The organism is Kordiimonas marina, assembly GCF_023006325.1.
GTDB classification, from domain to species: domain Bacteria; phylum Pseudomonadota; class Alphaproteobacteria; order Sphingomonadales; family Kordiimonadaceae; genus Kordiimonas; species Kordiimonas marina.
In genome coordinates, this window is sequence record NZ_JAINDF010000006.1 from 64337 (window position 1) to 80876 (window position 16540).

General features: G+C 62.4%; 12 protein-coding genes. 4 read left to right on the forward strand and 8 right to left on the reverse strand.

Annotated features, from left to right (window positions below; genetic code table 11):
- The first annotated feature begins 3 nt into the window (after positions 1-3).
- Entirely contained in the window at positions 4-1707 is a 1704-nt protein-coding gene (locus K6118_RS13830; protein WP_247121062.1) for a sensor histidine kinase, read from the forward strand.
- Positions 1708-1787: 80 nt separating this feature from the next.
- Here the strand turns inward: K6118_RS13830 and K6118_RS13835 are convergent, their stop codons facing one another.
- The 4 genes from K6118_RS13835 to K6118_RS13850 form a co-directional block, all read right to left on the reverse strand.
- On the reverse strand, positions 1788-3302 hold the full coding sequence (locus tag K6118_RS13835; protein WP_247121063.1) for a S10 family peptidase: 1515 nt from the start codon (positions 3300-3302) through the stop codon (positions 1788-1790).
- A 48-nt stretch (positions 3303-3350) separates the two neighbouring features.
- Positions 3351-4109 (reverse strand): NAD kinase, encoded by a 759-nt coding sequence (locus tag K6118_RS13840; protein WP_247121064.1) that lies wholly within the window; start codon positions 4107-4109, stop codon positions 3351-3353.
- 130 nt (positions 4110-4239) lie between these two features.
- Complete coding sequence (gene moaA, locus K6118_RS13845; RefSeq protein WP_247121066.1) at positions 4240-5265, reverse strand: GTP 3',8-cyclase MoaA; 1026 nt, start codon at positions 5263-5265, stop codon at positions 4240-4242.
- Between the two features lie 79 nt (positions 5266-5344).
- Positions 5345-5665, reverse strand: a complete 321-nt coding sequence (locus K6118_RS13850) for a hypothetical protein (RefSeq protein ID WP_247121068.1) — start codon at positions 5663-5665, stop codon at positions 5345-5347.
- Between the two features lie 114 nt (positions 5666-5779).
- Between K6118_RS13850 and K6118_RS13855 the strand changes: the two genes are divergently transcribed.
- On the forward strand, positions 5780-6406 hold the full coding sequence (locus K6118_RS13855; RefSeq protein WP_247121069.1) for a DsbA family oxidoreductase: 627 nt from the start codon (positions 5780-5782) through the stop codon (positions 6404-6406).
- 201 nt (positions 6407-6607) lie between these two features.
- Here the strand turns inward: K6118_RS13855 and K6118_RS13860 are convergent, their stop codons facing one another.
- The 4 genes from K6118_RS13860 to K6118_RS13875 form a co-directional block, all read right to left on the reverse strand.
- Entirely contained in the window at positions 6608-7153 is a 546-nt protein-coding gene (locus tag K6118_RS13860) for an outer membrane protein (RefSeq protein WP_247121071.1), read from the reverse strand.
- 403 nt (positions 7154-7556) lie between these two features.
- Positions 7557-8720: a Na+/H+ antiporter NhaA gene (gene nhaA, locus K6118_RS13865; protein WP_247121072.1), complete on the reverse strand. Its 1164-nt coding sequence runs from the start codon at positions 8718-8720 to the stop codon at positions 7557-7559.
- 99 nt (positions 8721-8819) lie between these two features.
- A complete protein-coding gene (gene mfd, locus K6118_RS13870) occupies positions 8820-12341 on the reverse strand; it encodes a transcription-repair coupling factor (protein WP_247121074.1) in 3522 nt (1173 codons plus the stop codon).
- Between the two features lie 28 nt (positions 12342-12369).
- Positions 12370-12672 (reverse strand): FAD assembly factor SdhE, encoded by a 303-nt coding sequence (locus K6118_RS13875; protein ID WP_247121075.1) that lies wholly within the window; start codon positions 12670-12672, stop codon positions 12370-12372.
- 118 nt (positions 12673-12790) lie between these two features.
- On the opposite strand from K6118_RS13875, the gene recG reads away from it, so the two are divergent.
- Both recG and K6118_RS13885 read left to right on the forward strand, forming a co-directional pair.
- Entirely contained in the window at positions 12791-14875 is a 2085-nt protein-coding gene (recG, locus tag K6118_RS13880; RefSeq protein ID WP_247121077.1) for an ATP-dependent DNA helicase RecG, read from the forward strand.
- 10 nt (positions 14876-14885) lie between these two features.
- Positions 14886-16400: an acyl-CoA carboxylase subunit beta gene (locus K6118_RS13885; protein WP_247121079.1), complete on the forward strand. Its 1515-nt coding sequence runs from the start codon at positions 14886-14888 to the stop codon at positions 16398-16400.
- The last annotated feature ends 140 nt before the right edge of the window (positions 16401-16540 follow it).

Consider the following 16540-nt stretch of genomic DNA (forward strand, 5'->3'; position numbering starts at 1 on the left):
GTCATGGATGCGCAAAGTTCCAAGAACGGCGGCAAGGTCGTCGATCTCGCGGATCGGCGTGGCGAAACGGCCGAGGGGGCCTTTGGTGCCAGCATCAGCCGCGGTGCTCGCCACAGGGCACCTGCCAACGAACAGGTGCTGGGCCTGGTTGCCCGTATCCTGGTCGATGAAAGCCTGCCTTTCTATGTCGCCACGCTTGATGGCACCGTCATTCACGTCAACGACCATTATTCCACGCTGGACAAGAACCTGGGCGACATCACGCTGGCGCCGGGTGAAGCCAAGATGGCGGGCCAGCATCAGGTGCCGTCGCTCAAGCCGGTGATCGAAGATGTGTTGGCAAGCGAGACCACGGTCCGCGCCGAAGAGATCGTCGCCATCAAGGGGCGTGAACGCATTTTCCTTGGCCGTCATACGCCGGTGCGCAACGAGCGGGGTGATATTGTCGCGGTCGCGGGCACCTATGAGGACGTGACCGTCCAGGTGCGCGGGATCGAGGAAGCCAACCGCACCCAGGCCCGCTTCCAGGATTTCGCCCGCGCAAGCTCGGACTGGTTTTTCGAGTGCGATGCCGATATGCGCATCCGCTCCCTGTCGGAACGTTTCACCGCGATTGTCGGCCAGCCTGCGTCGCTGTTCATTGGCTCGAAGTTCGAGCAGTTCGGGCGCTTTGAGGAAAACCTCGAAGGCCGCATGGATGGTCCGCAGTCGATCCGCGCCAAGAAGCCGTTCCGGGAACAGCTTTTCGTTATTTCCGAGCCGTCCGGCGGTGAGCTGATGTTCCACCTGTCCGCTGTGCCGGTTTTCGACCGCCAAAGCGGGGATTTCCGCGGCTACCGCGGTGTCGGCATGGATGTTACGGTCCGCTACAAGCAGGCCGATGAAGCCGCCGATATCCGCAAGAACCTGGAAACGCTGCTAAAAGAACTGACGCGCAAGAACATGGCGCTCGATGAAGCAACCGAGCAGGCGACAACGGCGCTCCGGGCCAAGAACGAATTCCTCGCGGCCATGAGCCATGAGCTCAGGACGCCGCTCAATGCCATCATCGGCTTTGCCGAGGCGTTTGAGCAGGAAACCTTTGGCCGCCTTGAGGGCGCCTATCAGTCCTACGCCACCGATATCCGCAAGTCCGGCCAGCACCTTCTGGGGCTGATCAACGATATTCTCGATGTCGCGGTGATCGAAAGCGGCGGGCTGAGCCTGCAGGTGGATGATCTGTCGCTCGAGCAGGTGATCAGCAAGGCTGTTCATATGAATATGGATGCCGCGCACAAGAAGGGCCTGGATACCAAGGCGCTCGCGGTGACCTCCGACCTTTGGGTGCGCGCAGATGACCGGCGTACGACGCAGATTTTCGTCAACCTGCTGTCGAATGCCATCAAGTTCACGCCTGAAGGCGGCCAGATCGGCATCGAGATCAGCCACAAGCCGGATGACGCGCAGGTCCAAGTCACCGTCTGGGATACCGGCATCGGCATTTCGGAGGAACATCAGGGCGCTGTTTTCGTCAAGTTCCATCAGGTGACGGAACATATCTATTCACGCAAGCAGGAAGGCACCGGCCTTGGTCTCCATATCTCGCGGGAACTGGCCCGCAAGATGGAAGGCGACATTCTGCTGGAAAGTGCTGAAGGCGAAGGCAGCCGTTTCACCGTGCTTCTGCCGGTGGCGGACGGTTCCGCGCTTGAAGGTGATTTTATCTAAAGAATAAAAAGCCCCAGATAAGGGACGGGAGTTGGGCCCCACGCCGCACAAGACGGCGAGGGGCCCAATTTTATTGGGGCTTATTTGTTGCCCAGCGTCTTCTTGATGAAGGCGCGGATGTTGGTGAGGAGCTTCTCGCGTGAAGGCTCATGCACATACATCATATGGCCGGCATCATAATAGCTGAAGGACACACGGCTGGTGTCGATGCCGTTGGAATTGAACGTGTTTTCCGCGGCGAAGAAGGGCGTGGCGAAATCGTAGTAGCCGCAGGCCACCATGACATCCAGGTCCTTGTTCTCCCGCATCGCGGTGCCGACATAAGGCGCTACGTTCGGGTACCCGGCGGCATAGAAGGGCTTCTTCTCGGTCCAGTTCCGGCCAGGCTTGTCCGACAGGACATCATAATTGCGGGTGAAGGTCACACCCAGGCCCTGGTGGAGATACTGGTTGATCGCAGCCGTGTAAGCGGCGTTGATGCCGTAGCCCGACGGGTCGTTGTCGAAGGTGGCACCGGTGCCGTCATAGTCCTTGCCCATGTAGCGGCTATCGAGGCGGCCAAGCGTGACACCGTCATTGCGCATCAGTTCTTTCAGGTAGCGCATGTAATGAACGCGCAGGTTGGCGTTGATCACATACTGCTTGCTGAGGCCGGTATAGGCCGCCACTTTGCCGGCGATCTCATCGAACTTGGCCTTGGTGAGGCGGTTGCCCTGACGGAGCGCAGTGGCATATTCGCCGTTCGCGAAGGCGCGGACATCGTCCATATAGGCCTCAAGCGTGCGGCCTTTCTTGTCCACCTTGCCGTGGTACCAGGCGGTTGCGGCCATGGTCGGCAGGTAGGAAATGTAAGGCGCATCGTTGCCCGGTTCGGCAATCGCGGTGCGGAAATCCAGGATCGACGAGATGAAAACAACGCCGTTGATGGAAATGTTGGTCCAGCCACCCTGAAGCGCGTTCAGGAGCGCCGCCGCCCGCGTGGTGCCGTAGCTTTCGCCCGACAAGAACTTGGGTGAATTCCAGCGCTGGTGCTTCACAAGCCACAGGCGGATAAATTCAGCGACCGATTTGGCATCCTTGTCGATGCCCCAGAAGTCCTTGCCCTTGCCTTCGCCGATGGCGTGGCTGTAGCCGGTGCCGACGGGGTCGATGAACACCAGATCGGCCACATCGAGGATCGACTGCGGGTTGGCGGTGATGTCATAGGGCGCTGCGCCGTCATCGGTGGCGTCAGACGGGACAACCACGCGTTCCGGGCCATAAAGCCCGAGGTGCAGCCACAGGGAGGCTGAGCCAGGGCCGCCGTTGAAAATGAAGAAGACCGGGCGGTGCCTGGTGTCCTTCTCGCCTTCCCGGATATAGCTGACCGAGAAGATGGACGCGACCGGTTTCTGGTCTTCATTCTTGATGTAGGTTTCTTCGGCGATGGCTTTATATTTGAGCTTAACGCCCCCGAAAGTGCCGGTCTTTTCGGAAACGAAACTTTTTGGTTCTGGTACTGGTGCTGCCTTGTCCTTCGGCGCATCGGCGGCGAAGGTCGGCAGGCTGACGGCGAGAACCGCCAACCCCGGTATGAGCTTCTTGAGGAATGTCATCCCTTATCTCCCCTTACTGTGACGTGTAGGTTCATTGTCCCCCCAAATTCAGGACTCGAACTGTTCGGTAAAGATCCGTTCAGCGAGAGAATGCTCGGCATCGAAAAGAAGGTTCAGCGATACGTCGCGCGCTTCTTCGATGAATACATGGCGCACATCGCGCACTTCATGCATGTCGGCCACGGCGGACACCGGGCGCTTCTGCGGGTGAATGACGGTCAGCTCCACATTGACGCTGCTGGGCAGCAGCGCGCCGCGCCAGCGCCGGGGACGGAAGGCCGACAGCGGCGTCAGCGCCAGCAGGTCCGCCCCCATCGGGATGATCGGCCCGTGGGCGGACAGGTTATAGGCCGTGCTGCCCGCCGGGGTCGCCACAAGGACGCCGTCGCCCACCAGTTCGGGCAGGCGGACCTTGCCGTCGATGGCGATGCGGATTTTCGCGGCCTGGCGCGTTTCACGGAGGAGTGAGACTTCATTCACCGCCAGATATTCGACAATCTCGCCGTCGCAGCGGGTGGCGCGCATCCGCAACGGGTGCAGCGTGAAGCGTTCGGCCTGGCCGATGCGGGCGATGAGGTCGTCATCCTGATATTCATTCATCAGGAAGCCGACGGTACCCTTGTTCATGCCGAAGATCGGTACATTCTGGCCCATATAGGTGTGAAGCGTCTGCAGCATGAAGCCGTCGCCACCGAGCGCGACAATAACGTCGGCTTCGCTGGTCGGGACCGCCTTATAGCGGCTTCTCAGCACCTTTGCGGCCTGGGCTGCTTCCCCGAACTCGCTGGCGATGATGGCAATTTTCATCGGTCGTCTTCTCCCTGTGGGCCACGCAGTATAGGCAAAAATCAAGGTAGGGCGAGTAGTTATTTGGTTTGGAAAGGGGCGCAGGCAAGGGCGCGGGAAGGGAACAGGCCAAAGTTTGGGAAAGGGTGCGTCAGCCCCCGGTCTGGCTCATGTGACGGCCGAGGCTGCCAACCATGCGGCCGTCTTCCATCGCGAAATCGTGACCTTTAGGTTTCTGGCCGATCGCGCGGTCGAGCGCATTCATCAGCGTGGTATGCGGCGTGTCTGACCGGAGCGCAGCACGCAGGTCGACATGGTCATCCTGACCCAGGCACATATAGATACGGCCGGTGCAGGTCACCCGCACGCGGTTGCAGCCGTCACAGAAATTGCCCGTGAGTGGCGTGATAAACCCAAGCCGGTTTTCGGTGCCTTTGATGTCGAAATAGCGCGCGGGGCCGCCGGTCCTGTGGGGGCTGGGGCTCAGTTGCCAGCGCTCGGCATAGGCCGGGAAGATGGTCGTCAGCGGCAGGTAATGGTCCTCCCGCGCGTCTTCCACCTCGCCGAGCGGCATGGTCTCAATCAGCGTGTGGTCGAGCCCTTCTGCCACGCACCAGGCGGTAATGTCCGTGAGCTCATCTGCGTTGATGCCCTTGAGCGCCACGGTGTTGACCTTCACCTTAAGGCCTGCCGATTTGGCGGCCTGAATGCCTTCAAGCACCTGTTCCAGCCGGTCCCGGCGGGTGATCTGGCTGAACAGGTCGGTGCTCAGCGTGTCGAGCGAGACATTGATGCGCCGCACACCCGCGGCATACAGGTCGTCGGCCATGGCGCCAAGCTGGGTGCCGTTGGTGGTCAGCGTCACTTCATCGAGCGTGCCACGCTTCACATGGTCACCGAGCGCGCGGATCAGCCACAGGATATTCTTGCGGACAAGCGGCTCGCCGCCGGTCAGCCGGATACGTCTGACCCCGCGTTCCATGAAGGCTTCCGAGAGCGCGAGCAGTTCCTCAAGCGTCAGCACATCGGGCTTGGGCAGGAAGGTCATATGCTCGGCCATGCAGTAGCTGCAGCGGAGGTCGCACCGGTCAGTCACCGACAGGCGCAGATAGGTGATCCGGCGCCCGAACGGGTCCCGAAGCGGTTTTTCGGCGATATGTGTGGTGCTGTCCGGCATGGCGCTATTGTGACTGGCGTGCGCGCACGGTCAAGTCATTCGTTCGTGAGAAAATGCGACTGAGAGAGAAGGTGGCTGCTCAGCCTTCGGCGTCGAGGAAGCTGCCGAGCGTGTCTTCGGTGGTCTTGAACACCTTGGCGTTGGCCTTGAAGGCGATTTCGCTGGCTTTGAGGTCTGCCATCTGCTGGATCAGGTCACCGCCAAAACCGCCGCCGGGAAGGACGGTTTGCGCGCCAGTGGCCGTCGGGCCTGTGGGCGCCGGGGTCGCACCGGTCGCGGCATCTTCAAGTTTGAAGTTCGCGGCTTCCGAGGTGGATTTCAGGATATTGCGCGCAACATCGTTCGCCCGGCTTTCAGCCTTGAGCATTCCTTGTGCGGCAATGTGAAGAGCGTTGATCACGACTTTCCCCTGACGATCTGTGCGCTAGTATGCGGGAAGAGTTTGAAAAAGGCACTAAGAATTGATTCCAATTTTAGCTATTGCTGCGGCACCATAGGCCGGAAAGGAAATCTCATGGAACTGGATGTGGTTATCGATGTGGTCTGCCCCTGGTGTTTCGTCGGCAAGCGCCAGCTGGACCGGGCGCTGGAAATGCGGCCGGGCGTGGTTACAGCGGTGCGCTGGCACCCGTACCAGCTTGCGCCCGACGCGCCGGTCGAAGGTGTGGACCGCACCACTTATTATGAGAACAAGTTCGGTAACAGCCCCCAGTTCCAGGCCGCGCGGGAGCATCTGAAGTCCCTTGGCCCCACGCTTGGCATAAAGTGGGATTTCGAAAGCCCGTGCCTGATCGCCAACACGCTTGATGCTCACCGTGTCATCCGCTGGGCCAGTTCGCCGGGGGTGCAGGCCGAAGTGGTCGACGCCCTCATGCGCCGCTATTTCGAGGACTGCCAATTCCTGGGTGACCCGGATGTGCTGGTCTCCGCAGCTGAAGAAGCGGGGATGGACGGCGCGCTGGTGCGGGAGCTTCTCGCGTCCGACGCCGACAAGGACACGGTCCGCGCGGAAGTTACGCAGGCGCAGGCCATGGGCATCCAGGGCGTGCCCATGTTCATCTTCAACCGGCAGTCGGCGGTTTCCGGTGCGCAGGAGGCCGATGTGCTCGCCGGTGTCATCGATAAGCTCGCGGCGGCATAAGACTTCACTTTCTTCAAAAAGTCAGAAGGTGCCCGGTGGGGCCAAAAAGCCCACAAGCGGACACCTTCCTTACGCACGACTAGGGGTACTCAGAACATAGGCTCAGGGTGCCTGTGGCCGGTCCCGTCCCGGGGGAATGTAGGGGAGGGGAGAGGGAGGTCAGGACCGGCCGTTCGTCTGGTCTTGGTGCGTAAACTCTTCTTAGAAGCGGGCGATCAGGCCTGCCTTGGTTTGCCAGGACTTCACGCCTTCGCCGTAGGTGGTGTAATCCCCACCTAGTCGGAGGCTGAGGCCGTTCGAGAGCGCGCGCTCATAGCCCGCGCCGAAGCGCCAGCCACCGTTCCGGAACGTGCCGCCCGCGGCATTGGCCGTGGCATCGAACTTGGTTTCGACATAGCCGACCTTGCCGTAGAACAGGTTGTCGCCGTAGGCCTGGCCGAGGATGCCGGAAATGCCCCATTCATAGTCGGTGTTCATGCCGGTGGCGCCGTTCTTGTAACCGGTGTCGCCGAACGTGCCTTCCAGGCCAACAACCATGTCATTCTCGGCCTGCCGGCGCATGCCGATGACACCGCCATAATAGAGGCTGCTGTCATATTTTTGCCCGGCGAGCTTGGTCCAGTCGACGCCGACTTCGGCACCGGCATAGACGCCGTCGAACGGCTTCTGGTCATCGGCGGCCGAAGCAGCGCCCGAAAGAAGCGCGGTGGCGGTAAAGCCCGCCAGAAGCATTTTGGTGATCGTCATCGTGTGTCCTCCGTCTCTGTCATTCCATATGACCCATTCCCGGGCCTTCGGTCGGGCTTGTTTTCGTCGTCCCGATGAACAGAAGGTGGCGCCGGAAAAAGGCAATGAAAGGTACGGTCTAAGGCGGAAAAAAGAACAATTATGGCTTTGTGTGGCGCCCCGATGAACAGCCGTTCAGATAGACGGCGAACGACCTCTCATTGTCATGCTGAACTTGTTTGGCCAAGGCCAGCTTCGCAAACAGCATCCATTCCGCGTGTGATGCGGCAATGGGCCATCCGCCATCTTCTGGGCCCTGAACCAAGTTCAGGGTGACGGTGGGGGCTAGGCGCTAGGCATAAAAAAAACGGCCCCGGAAAGGGCCGTTCAGTTTGGGTAGGAAAGGGTAGGGGGGGCTGACAGGTCAGTCCAGGAAACCGCCTTTGGGGCGTTGGCGGCTGAGGATCACCCAGCCGAGGACGGCGGAAAGCACGCTCGCGCCCAACACGCCGACACGCACGGCGGCAAGCTGGTCCGCGCCCGCGTAGGCGAGGCCACCGATAAAGAGGCTCATGGTGAAGCCGATCCCCGCAAGGTGGCCCGCGCCCCAGATATGGCCGAAGCGCGTGCCCTTGGGCAGCTTGGCTTTAAAGAGGAACATGGCCGCCAGCACGCCGAGGATAACCCCGATTGGCTTGCCGAGGGTCAGGCCCGCAAGTGCGCCGAAGCTGATCGGCTCCATGAGCGAGTTAAGGCCAAGTCCGCTTAAGGAAACACCGGCGTTTGCGAAGGCAAACAGCGGCAGGATCATCAAGGACACCGGCGTATGGAGGTTATGCTCCAGGTCATTGAGCGGCGAATGGCCTTCCTCATCCTTGGTGGCGGGCATGGCAAGGCCAACCGCGACACCGGCCAGCGTGGCATGCACGCCGGATTTCAGCACGGCAATCCAGATGAGCGCGCCGACGAACAGGTAGGCGGAGCTGTTGCGGACGCCCATCCGGTTCATGACAAACAGCGCCACCACGCCCACAAGCGCAAGGCCGAGCGAAATCATCGAAAGGTCGGACGTATAGAAAGCGGCAATGATCACCACCGCGCCAAGGTCATCGAGGATGGCGAGCGTCAGCAGGAATAGTTTCAGCGCGGGCGGAATGCGGTTCGGCCCCATCAGCGCCATGATGCCGACGGCAAAGGCGATATCGGTCGCCGTGGGCACCGCCCAGCCGGCGATATTGGCGCTGTGGCCGTTGTTGACAATCCAGAAAATGAGCGCCGGTACGGCCATGCCGCCAATGGCGGCAAACCCCGGCAAGGTCAGGTTCTTGTGGTCGGAGAGTGCGCCGTCCGTCATCTCGCGCTTGATCTCCAGCCCGACGAGCAGGAAGAAGATGGCCATCAGGCCCTCGTTGATCCAAAGGAGGATCGGTTTCGACAGGCCATATGAGCCCACGGCGATGGTGGCCTTGGTGCTCAGAAGCGCGCCATAGTGCGCGGAAAACGGCGAATTATCGAGCAGGATCGCAAACGCAGCGGCGGCGATGAGCAGCAGTCCGCTTACGGCCTCGGACGATAGTTTGAACGGCATTCTTATCTCCCATGGGTTAGCCCCTATGTGGGTCTGTTTCGTGGGGATACAATAGCAAATCGGACAGGCGCTGTCGCTTTTTTGCGCGGGGCGCGGGGCTCAAGCGGCAGGCACGTCTTCCTCGGCGAGTTGTGCGAGTTTACGGGCGACGGAGGCCACGGTTTTCAGGCGGAGGCTGATCTTGTCCATCGCCGCGAAGCACACCAGCTTGTGGTCAGGCCGGAGCTTGGCCTTCATGCCGGAAGACGAGATAAACTGGACGAGGCCGGACGGGTTGGCGAACCGGTCATCCTTGAAGCTCAGCGTCAGGCCCTTGGCGCCGGCTTCCAGCTTCTCGATACCCGCGCGTTTTGAGTGGCCCTTGATGATCATGATGGCGGCAAGCTGCTTCACCTCACCCGGCAGTGGGCCGAAACGGTCGATCAGCTCGGCACAGAAGGCGTCCACATCCTCACGGCTCGTGAGGTCGGCGAGGCGGCGATAAAGCGCCATCCGCTGCGTGAGGTCCGGCACATAGCTTTCCGGGATCATGACGGTGGCGCCGAGGTTGATCTGCGGCGACCAGTCGGTATCGGCGAAATCTTCCTCGCCCTTGCCTGCGCGGGCTTCCGCCACCGCTTCCTCAAGCATTTTCTGGTAAAGCTCGACCCCGACTTCCTTGATATGGCCGGACTGTTCGTCTCCGAGCAGGTTGCCGGCACCGCGGATGTCCATGTCGTGGCTGGCGATGGTGAAGCCTGCGCCGAGGGTATCCAGCGCCTGCAAGACCTGCAGTCTTTTGTCCGCGCCCTGTGTCAGCACGCGGTTCGCCGGTGTGGTGAGGTAGGCGTAGGCCCGGGTTTTCGAGCGCCCGACCCGGCCCCTGAGCTGGTAAAGCTGGGCAAGGCCGAACATATCAGCCCGGTGCACCACCATGGTGTTGGCGGTGGGGATGTCGATCCCGCTTTCGATGATGGTGGTGGACAGAAGCACATCATAGCGGCCGTCATAGAAGGCGGTCATCACGTCTTCGATGGTGCTGGGTGTCATCTGGCCGTGGGCGACGACGAACTTCACCTCCGGCACATGGTCCTTGAGGAAAGTCTGGATTTCCGCGAGATCGGAAATACGCGGGCAGACGTAGAAGCTCTGGCCGCCGCGGTAATGTTCGCGCAAGAGCGCCTCCCGCACCACAACCGGGTCCATCGGCAGCACGAAGGTGCGCACGGCCAAGCGGTCCACCGGCGGGGTGGCAATGATCGAAAGGTCGCGAAGGCCGCTCATCGCCATCTGCAGCGTGCGCGGGATCGGCGTGGCCGTCAGCGTCAGCACATGGACGTTGGCCTTCAGCGCCTTCAGCTTTTCTTTGTGGGCGACACCGAAATGCTGCTCCTCATCGACGATCAGCATCCCCATGTCCTTGAACTCGATGCCCTTGCCGAGAAGCGCGTGGGTGCCGATGACGATATCCACCGTGCCCTTGCGCATTTCTTCCTTGGTCGCCTTGACGTCCTTGGCGCTCACCAGCCGCGAAAGCTGGGCGATGCGCACGGGCAGGCCCTTGAAGCGTTCGGTGAAATTGAGGAAATGCTGGCGTGCGAGCAGGGTGGTGGGCGCAACCACCGCCACCTGGTGCCCGCCCATGACGGCGAGGAAGGCGGCCCTAAGTGCCACTTCGGTCTTGCCGAAGCCGACATCACCGCAGATCAGCCGGTCCATCGGGCGGCCGGAGGCAAGGTCGGTCGCCACATCGGCGATGGCGCGGAGCTGGTCATCGGTTTCAGTGAAGGGGAAGCGGGCGCAGAATTCTTCATACATGCCATCGGCGGCGGTGATGCGCTGGCCCTGCCTCAGTTCGCGCTCGGCCGCCAGCTTGATCAGCTGGCCCGCCATCTCGCGGATGCGCTCTTTGGCTTTCGCCTTGCGGGCCTGCCACGCGACACCGCCCAGCTTATCCAGCTGCGCGGTGGCATCCTCACCGCCGAAGCGGGACAGCACCTCGATATTCTCGACCGGGACATACAGCTTGTCACCGCCCAAGTAGGTCAGCAGGAGACAGTCGTGCGCCGCGCCGGATACCGTGACGGTCTCCAGCCCCATGAAGCGGCCGATGCCGTGGCTCGCGTGGACGACCAGGTCGCCGGGCGCGAGCGCGCTGGCTTCCTTGAGGAAATTGTCGGCGCGTTTGCTGCGGCGGGCGCGGCTGACCAGCCGGTCCCCCAGAACGTCCTGCTCGGCGATGACGGCGAGGTCTTTGGTTTCAAAGCCATTTTCGAGCGGCAGCACGGTGACGGCAATCGCCGCTTTGGCGGTGTGGCGGATGTCTTCCCATGTGTCAGCGACGCCGACGGGCTTGACCTCATGGTCCTCCAGCACGCCTTTCATGCGGTCGGCGGCGCCTGCGGAGTAGCTCGCGAATACCACGCGCTTGCCCGCGGCGCGCATGGCTTTCACATGCTCCCGCACCGCGTCATAAACATTGACTTCCCGCTGGTTGCGTTCGGGGCCGAAGTCGCGGCCCTGGCGTGCGCCCAGGCTGACCACATGGGGCGCGGGCGGCTCCTCGAACGGGGTCAGGCGGCGGATGTTCAAATCCTCCAGCGTCGCCTTCCAGTCGTCGGTTTCCAGATACAGGCTTTCGGGCGGCACCGGCTTATAGGGCGGGGTCGAATTATCCCGGATGCCCTGTGCGATCTTCCAAGCTTCCTGGCGGGCGTCATAATAATCGCGGATCGCGGTGAAGCGTTCCTCCGCCGCGTCATCGGCCTGATGGTCGAGCGTCAGCACAGGCTCGGTCAGGTAATCGAACAGCGTCGCCAGCTCATCATGGAAGAAGGGCAGCCAGTGTTCGGCGCCCTGATATTTGCGGCCTTCGCTGATGGCCTCATACAGCAGATCGTCGCCCTTCGCGGGCCCGAACGTGTTTACGTAATTGCGCCGGAAACGGTCGATGCCTTCCTTGGCGAGCGAAAACTCGCTCGCGGGCATCAGGTGCAGGTGCGGGGTGGTGCCGGTGGTGCGCTGGTCCAAAGGGTCAAACGTGCGGATGGTATCCAGCTCGTCGCCGAAGAAATCCAGCCGCGCAGGGCAGTCCGCGCCGGAAGGGTACAGGTCCAGAAGTCCGCCGCGGACCGCGAACTCGCCCGGCTCCATCACCTGGCCCGAGCGGGTGTAACCGTTGGCGCTCAGAAACGCGATGACACTATCCATCGCGAGCGTGTCACCGGGGCTCGCCATCAGGGTGGCGTTCTTGACCGCACTGATGGCGGGCACGCGCTGCACGGCGGCGTTGACGGTGGTCAGCACCACGAGGGGCGCGGTCATGCGCCGGGTGCTGAGTTCGGCGAGCGCGGCCATGCGCTGGGCCACGATGTCGGCTTGCGGGCTCACGCGGTCATAGGGCAGGCAGTCCCACGCCGGGAAGGTGATGATGTCCAGCTTGGGCGCGAAAAAGCGGATCGCGGCGGCAAGCGCGGTCAGGCGCTGGCTGTCCCGCGCGATATGCATGACCGCACGCTTGCCGTCCCCAAAAGCCCGCGCCGCCAGGTCAGCCAGCAGCATGGCGTCATAGCCGCCGGGCACGCCGGATGCCAGCATCGGCGTCTTCGCGTTTACAAGCTGATCGAGCGGGTCGAAGGACATAGGGGCGGGGTCCGTTATTCTGCCGGGCTTAGCGGGCCTGCAGGGTCATGAAGTCAAGCTTTTGCAAGCGGTCCATCATCTCACCCTGGAAGGCTTCGGGGACATTCTCACCCTTCGTCACCCAGGCCAGGATTTCATGGTCCTGCTCCTCGAAGATGCGCTCGAACCAGGCGCAGTCGTCTTCCGAAAAGCCTGCGACATTGGCTTCGACAAAATTGCCGAAGATCAGGTCCAGTTCCTTGATGCCCCGGTGCCAGGCGCGGAAGGTCAGCCTGCGGCGGCGATTCTCCAGGTCCAGGTCCTTGTGCGGGTCATAGGTGAGATCGGTCATCGTGGTACCTTTTTTACGCGGTCTTCTTACACGGCCCATTGTCCGGGCGGCACACCATAAGCTATGGTCTCCATCCGATAAAGGGAAACTTCAGGATCGACCGAGGGGGAGTGGCCAGATGCGGCCGGAAGCGCTGTTCCGCTATTTTGCCGACATTGAAAGCCTGCCGGGAATCGGCAAGCGCAACCGACAGGCTTTGGAAAAGCTGGCCGGGCCGCGGCTGATGGACCTGCTGTTTCATCTGCCGACCGGGCTCATCGACCGGCGCTACCGCCCGAAGATCAGCGAGGCCGCGCCAGGTTCCATCGCGACGCTCGAGGTTACCGTCACCGACCACCGCCCCGCGCCGAGCAAGCGCGCGCCCTACAGGGTCCATGCCCGTGATGAAACGGGGGAGATCACGCTGGTCTTTTTCCATGCCCGTGCCGATTGGCTTCAGAAGCAATTGCCGGAAGGCGAAGTGCGGCTGATCAGCGGCAAGGTCGAGCATTATCAGAACCAGGTGCAGATGACGCATCCGGATTATATGGTCGCGCCTGACGCGGTGGATGAGCTGCCACTGCTGGAGGTGGTCTACCCCCTAAGTGCTGGTCTTTCCGGCAAGATACTCCGGAAAGCCATAAGTGTTGCACTTGCAACAGTGCCGGAACTGCCGGAGTGGCATGACCGTGGCGTAGTTGACCGGGACGACTGGCCGTCATTTTTGGAAGCCCTCAAGGCCGTCCACCACCCGGACGGCGCTGATGTCATGGCGCCCGCGCACCCCGCGCGCCGCAGGTTGGCCGCCGATGAACTGCTGGCGACCCAACTCGCGCTCGCGATCGTGCGGGACCATACCCGGCGCAAACGTGGGCGAATCCTCAAGGGCGACGGGCACTTGCGCGCAAAAATCCGCGAGCATCTGCCGTATCAGCTCACCGGCGATCAGGAACGTACGCTCCATGAAATCATCGCCGACCTTGAAAGTGACAAGGCCATGCTGCGCCTCGTACAGGGCGATGTCGGCAGCGGCAAGACTGTAGTCGCGCTCCTCGCCATGGCGGCGGCAGTGGAGGCGGGCGTGCAGTGCGCGCTCCTCAGTCCCACGGAAATCCTTGCGAAACAACACCTTGCCAGCATCACGCCGTTCGCCGAAGCCGCGGGGATGCGCGTCGCGCTCCTGACCGGGCGCACCAAGGGCAAGGCGCGGTCAGCGCTTCTTGAAGCCGTCGCGGCAGGCGAGATCGACATTCTCGTCGGTACCCACGCCATCATCCAGGGCGACGTGGAATTCAAGGACCTCGGCCTCGCCATCATCGATGAGCAGCACCGCTTTGGGGTTCAGCAGCGCCTCGCGCTCGCGGGCAAAGCCAAGGTCGGTATCGATGCGCTCGGCATGACCGCGACCCCCATCCCGCGCACGCTGACGTTGACGATCTATGGCGACATGGATGTCTCGCAGATCCGGGAAAAACCGCCGGGCCGCAAGCCGGTGGATACCCGCGTGGTCGCGCTCGACCGGCTCGCGGACGTTGCCGCCGGTATCGGGCGCGCCGTGAACGCAGGCGCGCGCGCCTACTGGGTGTGTCCGCTGGTGGAGGAAAGCGAACAGCTTGATCTCGCCGCGGCGGAGGAACGTTACGCTAGCCTGAAACAGCTTCTCGGCCCCAAGGTCGGCCTCGTCCACGGCAAGATGAAGGGGCCGGAGAAGGACACGGTCATGGCTGCGTTCCAGAAAGGCGAGACTTCAGTCCTCGTCTCCACCACGGTGATCGAGGTCGGCGTCGATGTGCCCGAAGCCACGATCATGGTGATCGAACATGCCGAACGCTTCGGCCTCGCCCAGCTTCATCAGCTTCGTGGCCGCGTTGGCCGGGGCTCGGACAAGTCCAGCTGTATCCTTCTGCGCGCCAACGAAATCGGTGAGGTCGCCCGCGCGCGCCTCAAGGTCATGCGCGACACCGAAGACGGCTTCCTGATCGCGGAGGAGGACCTGCGCTTGCGCGGTGGCGGTGAAATCCTCGGCACCAAGCAAAGCGGCCTGCCGGAATTCAAGCTGGTCGATTTCGCCGAGCACGCCGACCTCATCGAACTTGCCCGCGACGACGCCCGCCTTATTGTCATGCGGGACCCCAAGCTCGAAAGCGACCGAGGCGAGGCGCTCCGCCATCTCCTCTATCTGTTCGAGCGCGACGAAGGGGTCCGGCTGATGCAATCGGGGTAGGGACGCACGTATGGCGTGGGAAAAAGAGCTTGGGGAAAAGAAGGCGCGTGAGGCCTTCGCCGAGGAAATGGGCGGCGCGGACAAGGTGGCGCGCCAGCACGCCCGCGGCAAGCTGGACGTGCGTGAACGCCTACGCCGCATGGCGGACCCCGGCTCCTTCCGGGAAATCGGCAAGCTCGCGGGCAAGGCGTCGTATGACGAAAACGGCGATGTCGCCGGCTTTTCCCCCGCCAACTTCCTGTTCGGGAAGGCGACGGTGGACCGCAGGCCGGTGGTGCTGGCGGCGGATGATTTCACCGTGCGTGGCGGCGCGGCCGACGCCGCCATTTACCACAAGTCGGTGCTGGCCGAGCAGATGGCGCACGAATATGGCCTGCCGCTCATCCGGCTGATTGACGGCACCGGCGGCGGTGGCTCGGTCAAGACGCTTGAGGACATGGGCCTCACCTACGTGCCGTGGCTGCCGGGGTGGGAGCATGTGGTGGGGAATTTGGAAAGTGTGCCGGTTGTCTCCCTCGCGCTCGGGTCGGTCGCGGGGCTCGGGGCCGCGCGCGTGGTGGCCAGCCACTATAGCGTGATGGTCAAGGGGCTATCGCACATGTTCACGGCAGGGCCCGCCGTGGTGGCGGCGCTCGGTGAAACCCTCGATAAGGAACAGCTGGGCGGGGCTGAAATCCATGCCCGTAATGGTGCGGTGGATGACCTGGTCGACAGCGAAGACGAAGCCTTCGCCGCCGCGCGCAAGTTCCTGTCTTACCTGCCCAGCCGGGCAGGGGAGGCCGCGGCCCGGGGTGATACCTCAGACGGTGTCGAGCGCCGGGATGAGGCGCTGTTGAATGCGGTGCCGGAGGACAAGCGCACGGCTTATTCCATGCGCAAAATCCTTGAGCGGGTGATGGACAAGGGCAGCCTGTTCGAAATGGGCCGCCGCTGGGGACAATCGGCGATCACCGCGTTCGCGCGGCTGGATGGCTGGCCGGTGGCGGTGCTGGCGTCCGACCCCGCCTTCCTCGGCGGCTCCTGGACCGCTGATGCCGCGCGCAAAGTGGAGCGTTTCATAAAGCTCGCCGATCTGTTCCGCCTGCCGGTGGTGCATTTTGTTGATAATCCGGGCTTCATGATCGGGCTTGAAGCCGAAAAGGCGGCGACCATCCGCTTCGGCGTCGATGCGCTCAATGGCGTTTACCGCGCCAGCGTGCCGTGGGCGAGTGTGATCGTGCGTAAGGCTTACGGTGTCGCCGGTGCCGCGATGAGCGACCATACCAAGTTCCAGTACCGCTTCGCCTGGCCGTCGGGCGACTGGGGCAGCCTGCCGCTGGATGGCGGCATCGAAGTCGCCTACAAGGCCGAGCTTGAGGCCGCCGAGGACCCGGAAGCGCACCTCGCGGCCATCCGCGCCCGGCTCGACAAGGTCCGCAGCCCCTTCCGCACGGCGGAGGCCTTCCTGGTCGAAGACATCATCGACCCGCGTGACACCCGCCCGCTGCTGTGCGAGTTCGCCAATCTGGCGCAGGGGAAGCTTTAGAGGGGCGACTTTCCTACTCCCTTAACCGTCACCCTGAACTTGTTTCAGGGTCCATGTGAAAGATGGGTGATAATCCTCTTTGCTTCAAATACACAATGGATGCTGAAACAAGTTCAGCATGACGAGGGGGAGACTGGCGC